This window comes from Alloalcanivorax profundimaris, from assembly GCF_015265435.1.
Taxonomy (GTDB): Bacteria; Pseudomonadota; Gammaproteobacteria; order Pseudomonadales; family Alcanivoracaceae; genus Alloalcanivorax; species Alloalcanivorax profundimaris.
In genome coordinates this window covers 53,612-68,287 of sequence record NZ_JABJWH010000021.1, presented here as the reverse complement: position 1 = coordinate 68,287, position 14,676 = coordinate 53,612, and the positions used below count along the sequence as shown (strand labels likewise).

The window sequence follows — 14,676 nt, the reverse complement described above, 5'->3', positions numbered from 1 at the left end:
CCCTGATTGTGGTAGATTTGATGACTCAAAGAGTTAAGCGTGCGGAGCGAGCTTACGTAAGCTTTCCCCATCACATGGTTGCCTAAAAAATGGAAATTCCGTTTCTTTCGTAGCAGATCGGCTATGTTACGCACCTGCGTGCGAGCGGGTGCCGGTGAAGTTATAGGCGCTCCCGTTGATTTCGGTTTCGATACAGGGCGCCGATCCGCCGTCGGCCGGGGTCCCAGTCCTTCGCCGTAATGAGTAACCAGGTCGTCAAGCCGAGAAGTGTTAGGGGTCGGGTTGTTATTTCCATGGTTGCCGTCTCCATAGTGATTCGTTCAAAAAAGCCCCGGTGAGGCCGGGGCAGGATGGGGAAGCGTTCGGCGCCAAGCGGATTGTGCCCACCTGGTGCCGAATTTATATCGCTATCGCTTGTTACTGGATGTCCAGTGAGGCAGCGTTTTTTATCGTCAGTGCGCCGTCAAGGTAGCAGTTCGCGTCATCATCACAATTGTAGAAATCGGATGCGAAAGCAAAGTTGGCGCCAACACCTGGAGAAAAAATAACACCTTGAAGGTGTTCGTCTTCGACGAGAGGAACGCCCAGGGCGCTAATACCTATGTTGCCTACATTTGCGGTATAGCTAGAGGCGTTTCCGTCATACGGGATCAAGCTATCGCAGTCATCCTCGAACGGGCAGTGCGGGGTAATTCCCGGATCTTTGGTATACCAAGGGAAACCGCTGAAACGATGAAGACCGCAAAAAGTGCCATTCGACATGCTGGCCCCATTGATTTGGAATCCGACGCGCCAGTTGCCATTATTGTCCTGGCATTTCTTTATCTTACCGCTCCAGGCTAAGGCGCAGTCCACACTCCAGTCGCAATAGAAGGGCACACCGTCACCTTCGAAAACGAAGTCGCCGCCGCCCTCCGCGGCAGGGCGGCCATGCCATGCATCCGCGTGCCCCCCCCCAGTACCGTTAAAATGATAGGTATTGTCATTGATTTCGGTTTCGATACAAGGGGCCGAGCCACCGCCGGGGCAAGCGCCGGTGTCCCAGTCCGCCGCCGTGATGCTGGACAGCGAATAGGCCGTTAGGCCGAGAAGCGTCAGGGGTAGAGTTGCTATTTTCATGGTTGTCATCATAACGAGTCGTTTAAAAAAGCCGGGGCTAGACCGGGACCGGATGGGGAAGTGTTCGGCGTTAGCCCGATTGCGAGATCCGACGCCGAGCCTGCCGATATTGGCTGTTATTGGATGTCCAAGGATGTGGCGTTATAAATCATCAGCTCACCCTCAAAGGAACAGTCTGAGCTCTCATCGCAATCGTAAAAATTGGAAGAGAAGTCGAAGCTGGCGCCGAGGCCGGGGGTGAAGGCCACGCTGTGAAGATGCTCCTCGTTCACTAATCCTATGCCGATAGCGGTCAGGCTGATTCGTCCCAGATTTGCGGTATAACTAGATGCTGTTGCGTCATAAGGTATGAAGTCATCACAGTTATCCACGAACGGGCAGTGGGGGGTGAGACTGGGTTCCTTCAGGTACCAGGGGAAATTGCTCAGAACGAACGAGCTGCAGAGCGCGCCATTCGACATCCTGGCCCCATTGATCTGGAAGCCGATACGCCAGTTGCCATTGCTGTCTTGGCATTTTTTTATCTCTCCACTCCAGGCTAGTGTGCAGTTCAAACCGATGGTGCAATCAAAACTTGCATCGCCTTCGAAAACGAAGTCGCCGCCGCCCTCGGCGGCGGGCCGGCCATGCCATATATCGGCATGCCCACCGGTACCGTTGAAGTGATAGGTGTTCCCATTGATTTCGGTTTCGATACAGGGCACCGAGCCACCGCCAGGGCAAGTGCCGGTGTCCCAGGCCGCCGTCGTGATGCTGGACAGAGACCAGGCCGCCAGGCCGAGAAGAGTTAGGGGTGGGCTTGTTATTTTCATGGTTGCCATCTCCATAATGTATCGTTCAAGGCAAAAAAAGCCCCGGCAAGGCCGGGGCTGGATGGGGAAGCATTCGGCGCCAGCCTGGTTACGAGCTATAGCGCCGAACGTTAATCCATGAATCGCTGTTATTTGACGTCCAGGGATGTGGCATTATTAACGGTCAGAGTACCGTCAATATAGCAGTCTGGGTTTTCTCCACAATCGTAGAAGTAGGACTGGAAGTCGAAGTTGGCACCAACACCCGGGGTGAAGACCACACCGTGAACGTGCTCGTTATCGACCAGGGTCATACCCAGAGCGGAGACGTTGATGTCCCCGAAATTACCGGTGTAGCTGGTTGCGTTCGGGTCATAGGGGATGAAGCTGTCGCAGTCATCCTCGAACGGGCAGTGGGGGGTAATGCTGGCGTCCTTAGAGTACCAGGGGAAGCCACTCACGTTCACCAAGCCGCAGAAAGTGCCGTTTGAAACGTCGGCGTCATTGACTTTCACGCCGATACGCCATGCGCCGGTTGAGTCCTGGCACTTCTTGACCTGACCACTGAGCGCCAGGGTACAGTTAAGATCGAGGTTGCAAATCAGTTCCGTGCCGTCGCCTTCGAATACGAAGTCACCACCACCCTCGGCGGCGGGGCGACCGTGCCAGATGTCGGCGTGGCCGCCACTACCATTGAAATGATAGGTGTTGCCGTTGATTTCGGTTTCGATACAGGGCGCGGAGCCACCGCCGGGGCAGGCACCGGTATCCCAGTTCGCGGTTGCCACGCCAGAGAAGGACCAGGCGGCCATACCGAGAAGTGCTGAAAGTAACAGTTTCGTCTTCATGACAAAGTCTCCGTAATTGTTTGTCGTTCGTATGCTGCAGAATGTACTGCCATTTCAACGTAGCAAGGTTTTAGCGGCGGTTCCGCAGTTCGGCGGGGTTTAATTAGGGTGTTTGCGGGATGGCCTTTTTAATCAGCCACTTAGCCAGCTTCTTATGACCCGCACGGCGGTGGATTTTTGTGGAAATACGATAAAGCGGGGTTATTTGCCTTGGGGAGGGATTAACAGGGAAGGAATACGGGCCCGCATGTCGGCGTGATCATGCAGGCCCGGAGGGCTGTCAGTTCCTGAGGCCCGCAGTGTTGGCGATGGCGGCGCTCAGCTCATCCGGCGACATGTAGCCGCCCAGGTTGCGGCCATCGGAGGCAAAGACCGACGGCGTGCCGCTGACGCCCAGGGTCTGCGCCATGGTGTACTGGTCCGCCACCGGTGAGCGGCAGGGCAGCACTTCCTGGGTGAGCGGCTGGCCGGAGAAGACGTCGGTGATCGCGGTTTGCGGGTCCTCGGTGCACCAGATCCTGGCCATGTTGTTGGCCGCCGAGGAGTCGATGCCCGCCCGGGGCAGCGCCAGGTAGTGCACGGTGATGCCGCGCTCATTGATGTCGGCCATATGGGCATGGAACCGCTTGCAGTACGGGCAGGTGATGTCCGTGAACACATAGATCTCGTGCTCTTCCTGGCCGGTGGCGGGGAAGGTAATGGTGGTGCCCTTGTCCACGCCTTGAAGCCTTTGCGCCCGGTCCTGCCGTTCCCGCTCCTCGGTGTGGTCTTTCCAGGAATCCTGGGTGAATGTAAGCAGGCGGCCTGAGAAAATATGGTCGCTGCCCGGCTCGGCATAGAGGAACTCGCCGTTGCTCAGCTTGATTTCCTTGACGCCCTCCACGGGGCTGTCCTGCACGCTTTTCACGCTCAGGTTCGGGTTGGTGACGGCCAGCGCGCTTTCCACCCGCTCGCGAAGGTCCGCGGTGGCCAGGCCGGGGAGTGCCAAGGCGATGAGTAGAACATTCAGAATGTAGCGATACGGTCTCATGGGTGTGCCCCCTTCCAATGGTGGTTATCAGCTTCTGTCGATCACTTCGACCAGTTGCAGCTCGTAGATCAGAGTGGATTGCGGCGGTACTTTCCCACGCAGGCCGGCTTCGCCGTAGGCCAGCTCCGGCGGAATGAAGAGGCGCCATTTATCGCCTTCCTTCATGTGCACCAGCGCTTTTTGCCACCCTTTCAAGGCCACGCCCATATTCACGCGTACGGCTTCGCCACGGGCCAGGCTGCTTTCCACGAAGGTGCCGTCCAGCAGCGTGCCGGCGTAATGCACACGGACCGCGTCATTGGCATCCGGGCTGGCGCCGCCGGTGGAGGCCTCAAGCACTTCGTACTGCACGCCGCTTGGCAGGGTTTTCACCTCGGGGCGCTCTTTGTTTTTCTCCATGAATTCCTCGCCCTGCGCCGTGTTGCGGGCGATGAGCTGTTTGTGCTCTTCCTCCAGGCGCTGCATGACCTCCTTTTGGTACGCGGCGGATGCGGCCCGGGCGTCTTCTTCGCTGAGGCGCAGTTCGTTGCCCTTTAGCTTGTCGCGCAGGGCTTCCAGAACCAGGTCCTCGTTGAGTTTGCTCTTGGAGAGGGTGCCGCCCAGGCTGTCGCCGAGCAGCATGCCGGCGGCGTAGGAGGCTTTTTGTTGGTTGGTGTTCAGTTCGCTTTGCGCGGGTGGGTTGTGGCTGCACCCCGCGAGGATGGCCAGGGGCAGCGCGCCAAAGATTAGGATCCTCATGATTCCTCCTGATTGAGACTTCCGTGGTTTTTGTTTTTTGCTCTTTGTTGTCTTCAGTAAAGAGAGCTATATATTATTTAAGTTCCTTGTAAAACAAGTCGTAAACCATAATTTTTGGCCGGGTGATTATGAAAGGACAGAAGATAATTACTAAGTGCCTGTTTCTTCTGGCTTTAATTTTTCTATCCCTTATTTTCTTTTTTGTGAAAGAGAATAATGGCATGGATGATGCGATAAAGCCGAAGGAGAGCGGCGCGGAGGAGAACAGGACGGAGCGCCCGTCCCAGTCGCTGACGCCACGGGCGGACGGCGCCGCATCGGAAGCATCGTTGCCGGAGGTGAACCCCGAGCCGCCGTCCGCCACGCCAACACCGGCCGCGCTGTTGCCTCCGTCTGGAATGGATCCCGGCGCCCTGGCACTGCTGGCTGTTTTCCAGGCCCATAGCCCGCTGGCTTCCGCGGTGATCCATACGGAGGGCCTGGGTGCGCATCGGTACCATGTGGGGGCTGAGCTGCCGGAAGGCGGTGTATTGGCGGATATACGCTCCACCGAAGTGATCATCCGTGATGGTGACCGGCGTATCACTTTACGCATGGGACTTAGAGGCGGTGGAGGCCGCGCCGAGATCGCCGACGCGGACGACGAAGCGCCGGCAAGTGACGACGATGGCCCGAAGATGCCGCAACGTGTGCTGGATTTTCTGAGCAAGTTCGATCTCAAGCCGGTCAGTGAGCACTCGCCGGATGGGTATCGCGTTGGGGAGGATTTCCCTGAAAGCGGCACGGAGGAGCTGGGCATTGAGCCGGGTGACACCATCGTTGCCGTGAACGGCTATCCGGTGGGTGAATACCATAGCGACTACCTTGTCTGGCTTTCCTTCAAGGACCGGTATCGGGCCAGCGTGCTGGTCCGGACAGAGGAGGGCGATGAGTTCACCTTCCACTTTCCGGATGACGTCAAAGGCGTGAGCCTCCCGGGGACCGGAGGTTGAGCAACTCGCAGGTGCCGCCGCCACACCTCCTGTATCAAACGCATCGGCCCGATCAGCTTATATGGCTTCACTGCCGCCTCGATCTCTCTCTTGTCGTTGGTATCCAGCCCGCCGATCATGTACAGGCGGTGGCAGCCGCGCCGGCTGTGGTAGGCGGAGGCCGCCAATCCGGGCGCGGCCAAAGCGGCACGTCGACCGCCATTGAGGAATCCGCAAAATGGCGCTGTTTTCCCGGTTTTTCTCTCTAAAGCGGCCTTAATGGGCATGTTTGACGCCTTTTTTGCTCTTTGTCGTCCCCGGAGCACTACGGCTCTTACGGCGAAGTGACCCGCCTTCTTCAGCTTTTGGTAACGTGGCTGCACGACCTGCAGGAGGCGTACGAAATGATCACCGACCGGTTCGAGGAATGGAAAGAGCGCCAGCGTCTCGCCGGCGTCGAGCAAGGCATGGAGCGGGGCATGGCGCAAGGCCGCCTGGAAGGCGAGCGCAGACTGGTCCTGCGCGTGATTCAGCACCGCTTCGGCGAGCTGCCCGCCGGCTACCGCCTGCGCCTGCAAAGCGCCTCTCAAGCCGAGCTGGAAGACCTGGCCGACCGCGTTCTGGACGCCTCTTCCCTGGACGAGCTGTTCCGCTAACGCCACGATTGCCGAGGAAGGGCCGGCGGCTGGAGAGCCCGCCGACCCGTGTTCCAGCGCCTCCTACTTACCGCCTTGCAGGCCATAGCGCCGGCACACCTCCTGTATGAAACGCACCGACCCGATCAGCTTGCACTGCTTCACCGCCGCCTCGATCGCTCTTTCGTCGTTGGTGTCCAGCCCGCTGCTCATGTACATGCGGTAGGCTTCCGCCCGTTCCTCGAGGGTGCCGCCCAGGCGGGTGTATTCCTCCGGATCCTTCAGCCAGTAGTGGCCGGTCTTGCCCAGCCGCATGCGGTAGCTGCTGCGCCGGTAGTGGTAGGCGGAGGGCGCCAGCTCGTGCACCACCGGCAGGCGCTCGACATAGCACATGCAGGTGAGCAGCCATTGGCTGGGCTCGATGGGGCTGGACCGGTAGCGCACCTCCCAGGCCGAGTCGCGGCCATGAAGGTTCTTGCGGCGCAGGGAGGCGCGGCACGACAGCGCCTTCATGAACCGCGACAGCGCCGCCGGGTCCTCGCGCGGCGTGGCCACCACGTGCAGCCCTTGCGGCAGCAGGCAGTAAGCGTGGACGGCCAGCTCGTACTGGGCGCTGAGTTCGCGCATGTCTCCGAGGCAGTGGTTGCAGTCCGCCTCGTCGAGAAATACCGGTTGGTTGTCGGCGCTTTTGCGCATCAGATAGTGCGGGTGTCCCGCCAGTAACAAGCGATCCTTACCAGACATGATGATTCTCCTTTCATCAATATTCTCGTTCTGAGCTCATCCCGTGCTTGTGTTTCCCGTTCGATTTACGTGGAGGTGTCCGGTCGGCGTCACTTGGGTGCCGCTCTGCCGGACGTTCAAACGTTCGAAGGTGGCTGGTATAGAGCCCCCGGTCCCCTTGCTGGTGTTCGTTTTTTGTTTGTGTCGGTACAACCTTAATAGGAAACGTTTTGTGTCTGGAATTTTATCGAGTGAAAAGGAGGGTTGAAAATGGTGAAAAGAACGCCTCTCCGTGCCGGATATTTCAATGAAATCATGCGCTTATTGAAGGTGAGTGTTGAGATGTTCACTTTTATTCGGTAGCAAAAATCTGATAAGCGGTATATTGGGGACAGGTTTTTCGTGATTCATTGGCTCTTTTTGTCGACTTTGAAGGGGGCTTTGGCGGGAGTTCTGCCGATAAGGGAACATTGTCGCTTAAAATATTTATCGGTGTCCGGAAAGGACAGGTATGGCGGGCATTAAAAAGGGTTTTCTTATTCTCTTTGGGTCTTCGTGTGGCGGTATTTATTAAATAAAATATCATCCTTGGACATTTTGTGAAACATTGGCGCTTTCCCGGCCGCTTCTGGGCGGATGACTCGCCATCGCCGTGGCAGCGGCCGGGCGTTGAGGAATCCGCAAAGCACCGCTTTCCCCTTCAGTTTTGCCCGTTTTTCGCCCTAAAACGCCCGCCCTGGGCACGCTTTTCAGCGTTTGGCGCTGCTTTTTTCCAGGCGGTAGTGCCTTGGTTCTGCCTGGAATGGTTGCGCCGCCGGCTGCCGCGCTGGTTCCCTGGCGAGACCTTCCCTGAGATGCACGACCTGCAGGAGACTTACGAGATGATCACCAACCGGTTCGAGGAATGGAAGGAACGCCAGCGTCGCGCCGGCGTGGAGCAGGGCTTGGAGCAGGGCGTCGAGCAGGGGCGTGCTCAGGGTGTGGAGCAAGGCCGTCTGGAAGGCGAGCGCGCGTTGGTCCTGCGCCTGATCCAGCACCGCTTCGGCGACCTGCCCGCCGTGTACCGCCTGCGCCTGCAAGGCGCTTCCCAGGCTGAGCTGGAAAGCCTCGCCGATCGCGTTCTGGACGCCACCTCCCTGGACGAGCTGTTCCGCTAACGCCCAGCCGCCTTCGAGCTAAAGGGCGCCCCCCGGCGGGGAAACCGGGGAGCGCCAGGCCGGGTTGTGGGTTTAGAACACGGTGAGGTAGTTCACCGGCGAATCGAGGGTAAGGTCACCGCTGAGGCTGCAGCCCTGGGCGGTGTCGGTGCCGTTATTGTAGAGGTCACCAGTCAGGCTGAAGGTGTCGACGTTGTCGTAGCTCACGCCGTGGGCATGGATGTTCGATGCCACGGAGCTACCGGCGAGCAGCACCTCCAGGGTGCCGATGTTGCCCTGGATGGGGCCCGGCCAGACCACGCCGTCGTCGTTGCCGAAGTTGTCGTGGGTGCTGCTGTCGGCCAGGTACCAGGGCATGCCGCTGAGGTCCGCCAGGCTGCACAGCAAGCCGCCGGAGACGCTGGCGTCGGTGACCTTGAAGCCGATGCGCCAGACATCCTGGTCGTCCTGGAACTTCTTCACCTGGGCGTCCAGGTTGACGGAGCAGTCCAGCGTCTGGCTGGGGCACTGGATGGTGCCGCTGCCGGAGAAGCTGAAGTCGTCACCGTTGGCGTCGGGGTGCCACTCATCGGCGTGGCCGCCGTTGAAGTGGTAGACGGTGCCGTTGTAGTCCTGTTCCACGCACGGCACCGAGAGCCCGGAGGGGCAGGCGCCGCTGACCCAGCCCGCCTGGCTGAGCGGTGAGAGCAGAAGCAGGGCGCCGCCGAGGGCGCCGGCTCGGGGCCGGCGATTTCCAAATTAGTTTCTGGTTCGTTCGTACCACAATGAAAACGGCGGGCCGGTTTGCTGTTTTCACCGCTGTCGTTCGGCGTAAATTCTCGTGGGCAGGGTGGGGCAAGGTGCGGACGGCGAAACTTGTGCGTGATTAAAATCGTTCTTGTGCGTTTTTTTCGCGGCGGTTGGAGCGGTTATTCGGTTTTGAGGGCGTCCAGGCCTTCGATGCGGTCCTGATCGGCGTGGTATTCGAGCCGGATCTCCCGGTCGCCCCGGCGCACCCGCAGCTGGGCCACGTCGGCCCGGCTGGCCACGTGGTAGGCGAGCCGGTCGTCCTCCGCAGTGCCCAGGGGATAGCCGTTTACCGACAGGATTTCGTCGCCTTCCAGGAAGCCGTATTTGCGTGCCAGGCCTCCTTCCGGATTCTCCACCCGGTAGCCGGCGGCCATGCCCGGCCGGATCGGTGTCAGGCCCAGACTCTCGATCAGCCGGCCGCGGGCGTCATCGCTGGCGGCGGCCGGTTCGGGGCCGGCCGCCACGCCCTTCAGCGCGGTCCGCTGGTCGAGGGTGAGTTTTTCCAGGCGGCCGTCGTGGTCGAGCAGGACATGGCGGGGCGCGATCGCGCTGAGGGTGATGCCGTCCGCGACCGCGTCGCCGCCACGGTGACGGCGACCGGTGGCGCTCCCGATGGCGCAACGCCATGCGGCAGGACAGTGCCTTCATGAACACCGACAGGCCCCAGGGGTCGCCGAGGGGCGTCGCCAGCAGGTGCAGCCTGTCCGGAAGCAGGCACCAGGCATGCAGGGCAACGCCATGCTCCGCCGCCAATTCGTGCAGCAGCCGGACGCCGTGCACGTAGTCGGTGTGTTCCCGGAACACGCGCTCGCCGTCCCGCGCCTGCCGCAGCAGGTGGTGGGCGTGCCCCGTCAGTAGCAGTCGTTCCCGCTCCCTCATGGCTGGCTCCTTGCCCGCGGATCCCCGTTGCCTTGCCTTCATGGTCCATGGCGCGGGCATCAGTAGCGACAGTAGGGCGGCGAAAACGCCTTGACGCGATGAACGCCCCGGAAGTGGCGGCGTTAGTGATTGAACCGCTTGGGATTTATGGAAAGCTGGCGGCCGCCGGCACGTCCGGGAAGGCCCCCGGCGCCGCCCGCAACGCCGGAATGGAAACGGATGGCGGCTGCGTGTTTATGCCGCCGCCACGGACCCCGGGCCCGGGGCCAGGTTGAGGAATCCGCAAAACAGCGCTTTTTTCCCATTTTGGCCCCGTTTTTCCCCTAAAACGGCCGTTATGGGCACGGTTTTCGGCGGTTTCCCGCCTCCGGGGTTTCCGCCTCTGGGGCTTCCCGGCTGACTTTCCGTTTCGGCTGACAAGGCTTTCAGCCTGCTCCTACAGCGACACGCTGTCCCGGACGCTAGCCTGGAGACTTCCTGGGGCCATGATCCGGCAGTACTTGATTGCATGTATCTCATTTGAGATACAGAATTGGCATCGAGATAAGGAGGACAGAATCATGGCCGCTGAAACGACGATGCTGCATGTGCGCATTAACGAGAAATTGAAAGGCGAAGCCGCCGATACTTTGGCCGGACTGGGTTTGACGGTCTCGGATGCCGTACGGATCTTGCTGACTCGAGTGGTCAGGGAGCGTGGTTTGCCCCTCGGTCTGACCGCTGATCCCGAGTTTTACGACGCTTGGTTCAAGGCAAAAGTCCGCGAGGCCATGGAAGACACCCGCGCGGCCGCTTCTCATGATCAGGTCATGGACGATGCAAGGGAGCTCATCGAAAGGAAACGACAGCGCAAGAATTAAGTGGCGTGCGATGGCTCGGGAGGGCTTGTTGGAGATACTGGATTACATCTCTGACGATAACCCTCTTGCCGCGGTGGCTTTGATGGATGAGATTGAAGAGAAAGTCGTTCGCCTGCTGGAGAATCCGTTGATACATCGGCCTGGGCGTGTCGCAGGAACCCGGGAGTTGGTGGTGCGCCCGAACTACATCGTCGTCTACGCTTGTTCGGAGGACCACGTTGAGATCATCCAGATTTTGCATGCCGCTCAGCAGTGGCCGCTTTAGCCGGTCCATGTGTCCTTTCATGGTCGCCGCCACGGACCTCGGACCCGGGGCCAGGTTGAGGAATCCGCAAAACAGCGCTTTCGTGATCAGCTCATGGACAATGCGAGGGAGAGGGAGCTCATCTTTCTTGACTCCCAAATTGGGAGGATCTAGGATCGGCACAAGTAGGGAAAAGTGATGAGAGTGATTGCGAAACGGACGTTAAGGCAGTTCTGGGAAGAGCCTGACCATGGCGATGCGGAAAGGCCTCTTACGCAGTGGTACCACATGATGACCAGGGCGTGCTGGGCCACCCCCCAGGCGGTTAAGGCCGATATCAGTACTGCCAGCGTTCTGAGGGGCGGTCGGGTGGTTTTCAACATAGCCGGCAATAAATACCGGGTGATTGTTGCCATCCGCTACGATCTTCAGATCGCCTGGGTGAGGTTTGTAGGCACTCATGCTCAGTACGACCGGGTTGATGCGGAGATTGTGTGATGAATATTCAGCCGATCCATACCGATGACGATCTTGAGCGTGCTTTCGCACGTCTGGAAGAGCTGTGGGGAGCCGATGAAGGCACCCAGGAGGCGGATGAACTTGAAGTTCTCTCCATCCTGATCGAGAAATACGAAGATGAGCATTATCCCGTTGGCCCTTCGGATCCCGTCGAGGCGATTCTTTTCGCGTTGGAGCAGCGTGGTCTTACCCGGCGTGATCTTGAAGCCTACATTGGTTCCAGCGGGCGGGTGTCCGAGGTCCTGAATCGCAAGCGGGCGCTCAGCCTGCGGATGATCCGCAAGCTGCACGATGGACTTCGAATTCCCTACGAAAGTCTTTTGAACGACTCCGTTGCCTGATCCGGCCGTGAATGTGTCGTGTGCCTGGATGATTCCGCCGGCTCGGGTTATGGTCGAAGCTGAAGTCCGGTTTCGAGAATAATAACGCCATGCAACCACGCCCCGCTTCCACCCTCGCCCTGCTCCGTGATTCCGACGACGGCCCCCAGGTTCTGCTGCTGCAGCGCACCCACCAGGCCGTGTTCATGCCCGGTTATTACGTCTTCCCCGGCGGCGCCGTGGACCACCACGATCTGAGTCTGGCCGCCGACGGCGCGCGGCCCGCGGAGCTCGCCGCCAACGCCATGCTGGGCGTGGAGGAGGGCGGGCTGGGCTATCTGGTGGCGGCGGTGCGTGAGTGCTTCGAGGAGGCCGGCCTGCTGCTGGCCCGGGACGGTCGGGGCGCCTGGGTGGACGCCGCCCATCCGGTGCTGGCCGCGCGCCACGCCGTGGCCCGGGGCGAGGCCAGCCTCACCGTGCTGTGCCATGAGCACGGGCTGGACCTGTGCCTGGACCGGGTTGCGTACCTGGATCACTGGGTCACGCCGCCGGGCCCGCCGCGTCGCTTCGACACCCGCTTTTTCGTGGCCGAGGCGCCGCCCGGGCAAGTGCCTCTGCACGATGGCCAGGAAACCATCGATCATTGCTGGCTCACGCCCCGCCAGGCCCTGGCGGACCGCCGCACCGGCCGGCGCCGCTTCGCCACCCCCACCACGGCGGTGCTGCACCGTCTGGCCGGCTACGACTCCGTCCAGGCCGCCCTCGCCGGCGGCACCGCCCCGGCCTCCGACCCGGCGCCCCTCACCAGCCCCTGATCCACGGCGCCGCCGTCGACGCGTTCCTACAGGCCGTGGGGCGGAATGCCTACGTCGATCTCCGAGATCACCCAATGCCGTGCCGGTTCACTCCGCCCATGCTCTTGGCTGAGCAGAGGATTCTGAATCCTACTCTGTGGCACTAAGTGGTATGATTGGGTGAGATGTGCGAATATTCATGAACCGTTCCTTCGCCCGTTGGGCGCGGCGGAGATTGACCGGGCGCTGAGGCACGGAGCGATCATCGAGGTGAGCAACGATGGCTAAGGGTATTCTGGACGCGGTACACGAGACGGCCCGTGATCTTTCCGAGGCGGGTGTGATGGATTCGGTGACGTTGCGCGAATTCGACGCAATGTGTCTGCCGGAGATTCGCCCTCTGAGCGCCACCGACATCCGCCGTATGCGTCGGCGTTACAAGGTCAGCCAAGCGGTGTTCGCCGCTTATCTGAATACGTCGATCTCCACTGTGCAGAAGTGGGAACGTGGTGACAAAAGCCCCAACGGCATTTCGCTGAAACTGCTAAACCTGGTGGAAAGCAAGGGGCTCGAAGTCCTGCTGTAGGCGCGCCGCGTGGCGTTCCTACAAGGTTCGGGGTGGATTTCCTACAGAGATTGCGGTGGATCGCTGATTTTTCGATGGCGGCGAGGCGGTCACGATGAATGCGTGATACGCAAGCCGACGCCGGCCCGGGCCGGCAGCGAGGACGCCCATGTCGGACGAACAGACCCCTTATTGGCCGTGCCCGCGGCGGGCCCTGGATACCTGGGTGGACCGGCTGCTGGAGCACAGCCGCGCGGAGCTGGCGAACCTGCCGCTGGAGACGCCGGTGGACGGCACCCATGTGACGGCGGTGATGCGGCTGACCGGGCTGGACCGTTTTCGCATGGCCCGTTTGCTGGGCGTGGACCCGGTGACCCTGGATCGTTGGGAGCGTGGGGTGGGGGCGCCCGGGGGCGCGGCCCGTACCTTGCTGCTGATCGGCCTGAGTTTTCCCGAGACCCTGCGTATTTTCGCCGACCCCTGATCGTTGTTCTATTGATTCGCTATCCGTATAGAGCGAAGCTTTGCGCTAGTGCAAAGCGTGAAGGCGATAAGGGAGAGCGGGTCATGAATATCGGAGCGGGGTTGAAGCGGCAGCGTTTGGCGCAGGGCGCCACCTTGCAGCAGGTGGCGGAGCGCGCCGGGACCGACGCGGGCAATCTGTCGCGGGTGGAGCGTAACGCCCAGGACGTGAGCTTCCGGCGTTTGTGCCGGTTGTGTTCGGCGTTGGGAGTGCGGGTGGTGGATTTTCTGCGCCAGGTGGAGCAGTGGGACGGCATCGAGACGGCGCCGCCGGAGGGCGACGGTGTCTCCCGGCGCCTGCGCAGCATGGTGCGGTTGTTCGGTGAGGTGCCGCGCCGCGACCAGGTGCTGCTGATCGGCCTGGCGCGGAGCATGCGCCAGCAAAACGCGGACGCCCGCCGCAAACGCCCGCCGGAGCGGTAGGGGCGACCGGGCGGTCGCTCCTACCGCTGCGGCGCCTAGGAGCGTGTGGACAGCATGGCGATGGCGGCCAGGGCTTCCGGGTCCCGGTCCTTCAGCCGGTTGGCGATGCCGTGCTGGAAGAAGTAGCGGAAGTCCGGTTCGTCCTGGGCCGCGCGCAGGCAGTCGTCACCGGGCAGGATCGGGGTCTGGGTGACCGCCTCCTCGTCGGCCACCATGGCCTTGGCGGTGCCGTCGGCGTACAGCCGCCAGCTCACCACCTCGGTCAGGCTGAGGGTTTCGAATTGATCCTCGGAGAACACCGCATGGGTGCCGATGGTGTCCGGGATCTCCTGGATCGGCCCGTCGCCGCCGGGCCGGCCGAAGAACTCGACCGCCGCGTCCAGCTCCTGGACCTTGTGCGGTGGCGCGTCGCGGAACAGATAGTCGCTGTCGGGCAGGCGATAGCCCTCCCAGCGCCCGTTGAGCGGGTCCGCCAGATCGGTGGCGGAGACCAGCTCCTTGAGCCAGGGCACCACGGCCACGGTGTCGCCGTCTTCGCGGCGGGCCCAGGCGAGGATCTTGATGGAGAACAGGGTGTCCGGGTGCTGATCGTTGGCATAGAGCAGCTCCATGCCGTCGTACTCGGGTGAGAGTCGCAGAATCGGCGGAATCGATGCCCGCCGTCGGGGGGTGAACGGCAATACGTTATTGCCGCGAGGGTCACGCCGGTTTGCCATAAGCGCCTCCGCGCAAGCCGACCAAGGAACTGC

Annotated in this window: 20 protein-coding genes; 11 read left to right on the top strand and 9 right to left on the bottom strand. The window is 61.1% G+C overall.

What is annotated here, in order from left to right:
• Positions 1-417 precede the first annotated feature (417 nt).
• The 5 genes from HMJ39_RS12685 to HMJ39_RS12665 all read right to left on the bottom strand — a co-directional run bounded on the left by HMJ39_RS12685 (position 418) and on the right by HMJ39_RS12665 (position 4,526).
• Entirely contained in the window at positions 418-1,131 is a 714-nt protein-coding gene (locus HMJ39_RS12685) for a hypothetical protein (RefSeq protein WP_194297602.1), read from the bottom strand.
• A gap of 104 nt (positions 1,132-1,235) precedes the next feature.
• Positions 1,236-1,946, bottom strand: coding sequence for a hypothetical protein (locus tag HMJ39_RS12680; RefSeq protein ID WP_194297601.1), 711 nt, complete (start codon positions 1,944-1,946; stop codon positions 1,236-1,238).
• A gap of 113 nt (positions 1,947-2,059) precedes the next feature.
• Positions 2,060-2,758 (bottom strand): hypothetical protein, encoded by a 699-nt coding sequence (locus HMJ39_RS12675; RefSeq protein ID WP_194297600.1) that lies wholly within the window; start codon positions 2,756-2,758, stop codon positions 2,060-2,062.
• 280 nt (positions 2,759-3,038) lie between these two features.
• A complete protein-coding gene (locus HMJ39_RS12670) occupies positions 3,039-3,788 on the bottom strand; it encodes a DsbC family protein (protein WP_194297599.1) in 750 nt (249 codons plus the stop codon).
• Positions 3,789-3,815: 27 nt separating this feature from the next.
• Positions 3,816-4,526, bottom strand: a complete 711-nt coding sequence (locus tag HMJ39_RS12665; RefSeq protein ID WP_194297598.1) for an FKBP-type peptidyl-prolyl cis-trans isomerase — start codon at positions 4,524-4,526, stop codon at positions 3,816-3,818.
• A 128-nt stretch (positions 4,527-4,654) separates the two neighbouring features.
• Between HMJ39_RS12665 and HMJ39_RS12660 the strand changes: the two genes are divergently transcribed.
• Both HMJ39_RS12660 and HMJ39_RS12655 read left to right on the top strand, forming a co-directional pair.
• Positions 4,655-5,518, top strand: a complete 864-nt coding sequence (locus tag HMJ39_RS12660) for a type II secretion system protein N (protein WP_194297597.1) — start codon at positions 4,655-4,657, stop codon at positions 5,516-5,518.
• Positions 5,519-5,901: 383 nt separating this feature from the next.
• Positions 5,902-6,153: a DUF4351 domain-containing protein gene (locus HMJ39_RS12655; protein WP_194297596.1), complete on the top strand. Its 252-nt coding sequence runs from the start codon at positions 5,902-5,904 to the stop codon at positions 6,151-6,153.
• Positions 6,154-6,216: 63 nt separating this feature from the next.
• Here the strand turns inward: HMJ39_RS12655 and HMJ39_RS12650 are convergent, their stop codons facing one another.
• Entirely contained in the window at positions 6,217-6,876 is a 660-nt protein-coding gene (locus tag HMJ39_RS12650) for a hypothetical protein (RefSeq protein WP_194297595.1), read from the bottom strand.
• Between the two features lie 761 nt (positions 6,877-7,637).
• On the opposite strand from HMJ39_RS12650, the gene HMJ39_RS12645 reads away from it, so the two are divergent.
• Positions 7,638-8,012: a DUF4351 domain-containing protein gene (locus tag HMJ39_RS12645; RefSeq protein WP_256245799.1), complete on the top strand. Its 375-nt coding sequence runs from the start codon at positions 7,638-7,640 to the stop codon at positions 8,010-8,012.
• Between the two features lie 72 nt (positions 8,013-8,084).
• Here HMJ39_RS12645 and HMJ39_RS12640 read toward each other — a convergent pair whose 3' ends face one another.
• Positions 8,085-8,633: a hypothetical protein gene (locus HMJ39_RS12640; RefSeq protein ID WP_194297593.1), complete on the bottom strand. Its 549-nt coding sequence runs from the start codon at positions 8,631-8,633 to the stop codon at positions 8,085-8,087.
• Between the two features lie 287 nt (positions 8,634-8,920).
• Positions 8,921-9,265, bottom strand: a complete 345-nt coding sequence (locus HMJ39_RS12635; RefSeq protein ID WP_194297592.1) for a Do family serine endopeptidase — start codon at positions 9,263-9,265, stop codon at positions 8,921-8,923.
• Positions 9,266-10,240: 975 nt separating this feature from the next.
• Between HMJ39_RS12635 and HMJ39_RS12630 the strand changes: the two genes are divergently transcribed.
• The 8 genes from HMJ39_RS12630 (at position 10,241) to HMJ39_RS12595 (ending at position 13,927) form a co-directional block, all read left to right on the top strand.
• Complete coding sequence (locus tag HMJ39_RS12630; RefSeq protein ID WP_161384787.1) at positions 10,241-10,540, top strand: type II toxin-antitoxin system RelB/DinJ family antitoxin; 300 nt, start codon at positions 10,241-10,243, stop codon at positions 10,538-10,540.
• A gap of 28 nt (positions 10,541-10,568) precedes the next feature.
• On the top strand, positions 10,569-10,805 hold the full coding sequence (locus HMJ39_RS12625; RefSeq protein ID WP_256245800.1) for a type II toxin-antitoxin system RelE/ParE family toxin: 237 nt from the start codon (positions 10,569-10,571) through the stop codon (positions 10,803-10,805).
• A 177-nt stretch (positions 10,806-10,982) separates the two neighbouring features.
• Positions 10,983-11,282: a type II toxin-antitoxin system HigB family toxin gene (locus HMJ39_RS12620; protein ID WP_194297590.1), complete on the top strand. Its 300-nt coding sequence runs from the start codon at positions 10,983-10,985 to the stop codon at positions 11,280-11,282.
• Positions 11,282-11,644 carry a helix-turn-helix domain-containing protein gene (locus tag HMJ39_RS12615; protein WP_194297589.1) on the top strand — a complete coding sequence of 121 codons (363 nt, stop codon included), beginning with the start codon at positions 11,282-11,284 and terminating at the stop codon, positions 11,642-11,644. The genes HMJ39_RS12620 and HMJ39_RS12615 overlap by 1 nt, the downstream gene beginning before the upstream one ends.
• A gap of 89 nt (positions 11,645-11,733) precedes the next feature.
• Positions 11,734-12,438 carry an NUDIX hydrolase gene (locus tag HMJ39_RS12610; protein WP_194297588.1) on the top strand — a complete coding sequence of 235 codons (705 nt, stop codon included), beginning with the start codon at positions 11,734-11,736 and terminating at the stop codon, positions 12,436-12,438.
• A gap of 259 nt (positions 12,439-12,697) precedes the next feature.
• On the top strand, positions 12,698-13,003 hold the full coding sequence (locus HMJ39_RS12605) for a helix-turn-helix domain-containing protein (protein ID WP_161384791.1): 306 nt from the start codon (positions 12,698-12,700) through the stop codon (positions 13,001-13,003).
• 148 nt (positions 13,004-13,151) lie between these two features.
• Entirely contained in the window at positions 13,152-13,466 is a 315-nt protein-coding gene (locus tag HMJ39_RS12600) for a helix-turn-helix domain-containing protein (protein WP_161384792.1), read from the top strand.
• A gap of 83 nt (positions 13,467-13,549) precedes the next feature.
• Positions 13,550-13,927: a helix-turn-helix domain-containing protein gene (locus HMJ39_RS12595; protein ID WP_194297587.1), complete on the top strand. Its 378-nt coding sequence runs from the start codon at positions 13,550-13,552 to the stop codon at positions 13,925-13,927.
• A gap of 35 nt (positions 13,928-13,962) precedes the next feature.
• On the opposite strand, the gene HMJ39_RS12590 is transcribed toward HMJ39_RS12595, so the two are convergent.
• The gene (locus tag HMJ39_RS12590; RefSeq protein ID WP_161384794.1) at positions 13,963-14,643 is read right to left on the bottom strand and encodes a hypothetical protein; all 681 of its coding nucleotides are present in this window, start codon (positions 14,641-14,643) and stop codon (positions 13,963-13,965) included.
• Positions 14,644-14,676 lie beyond the last annotated feature (33 nt).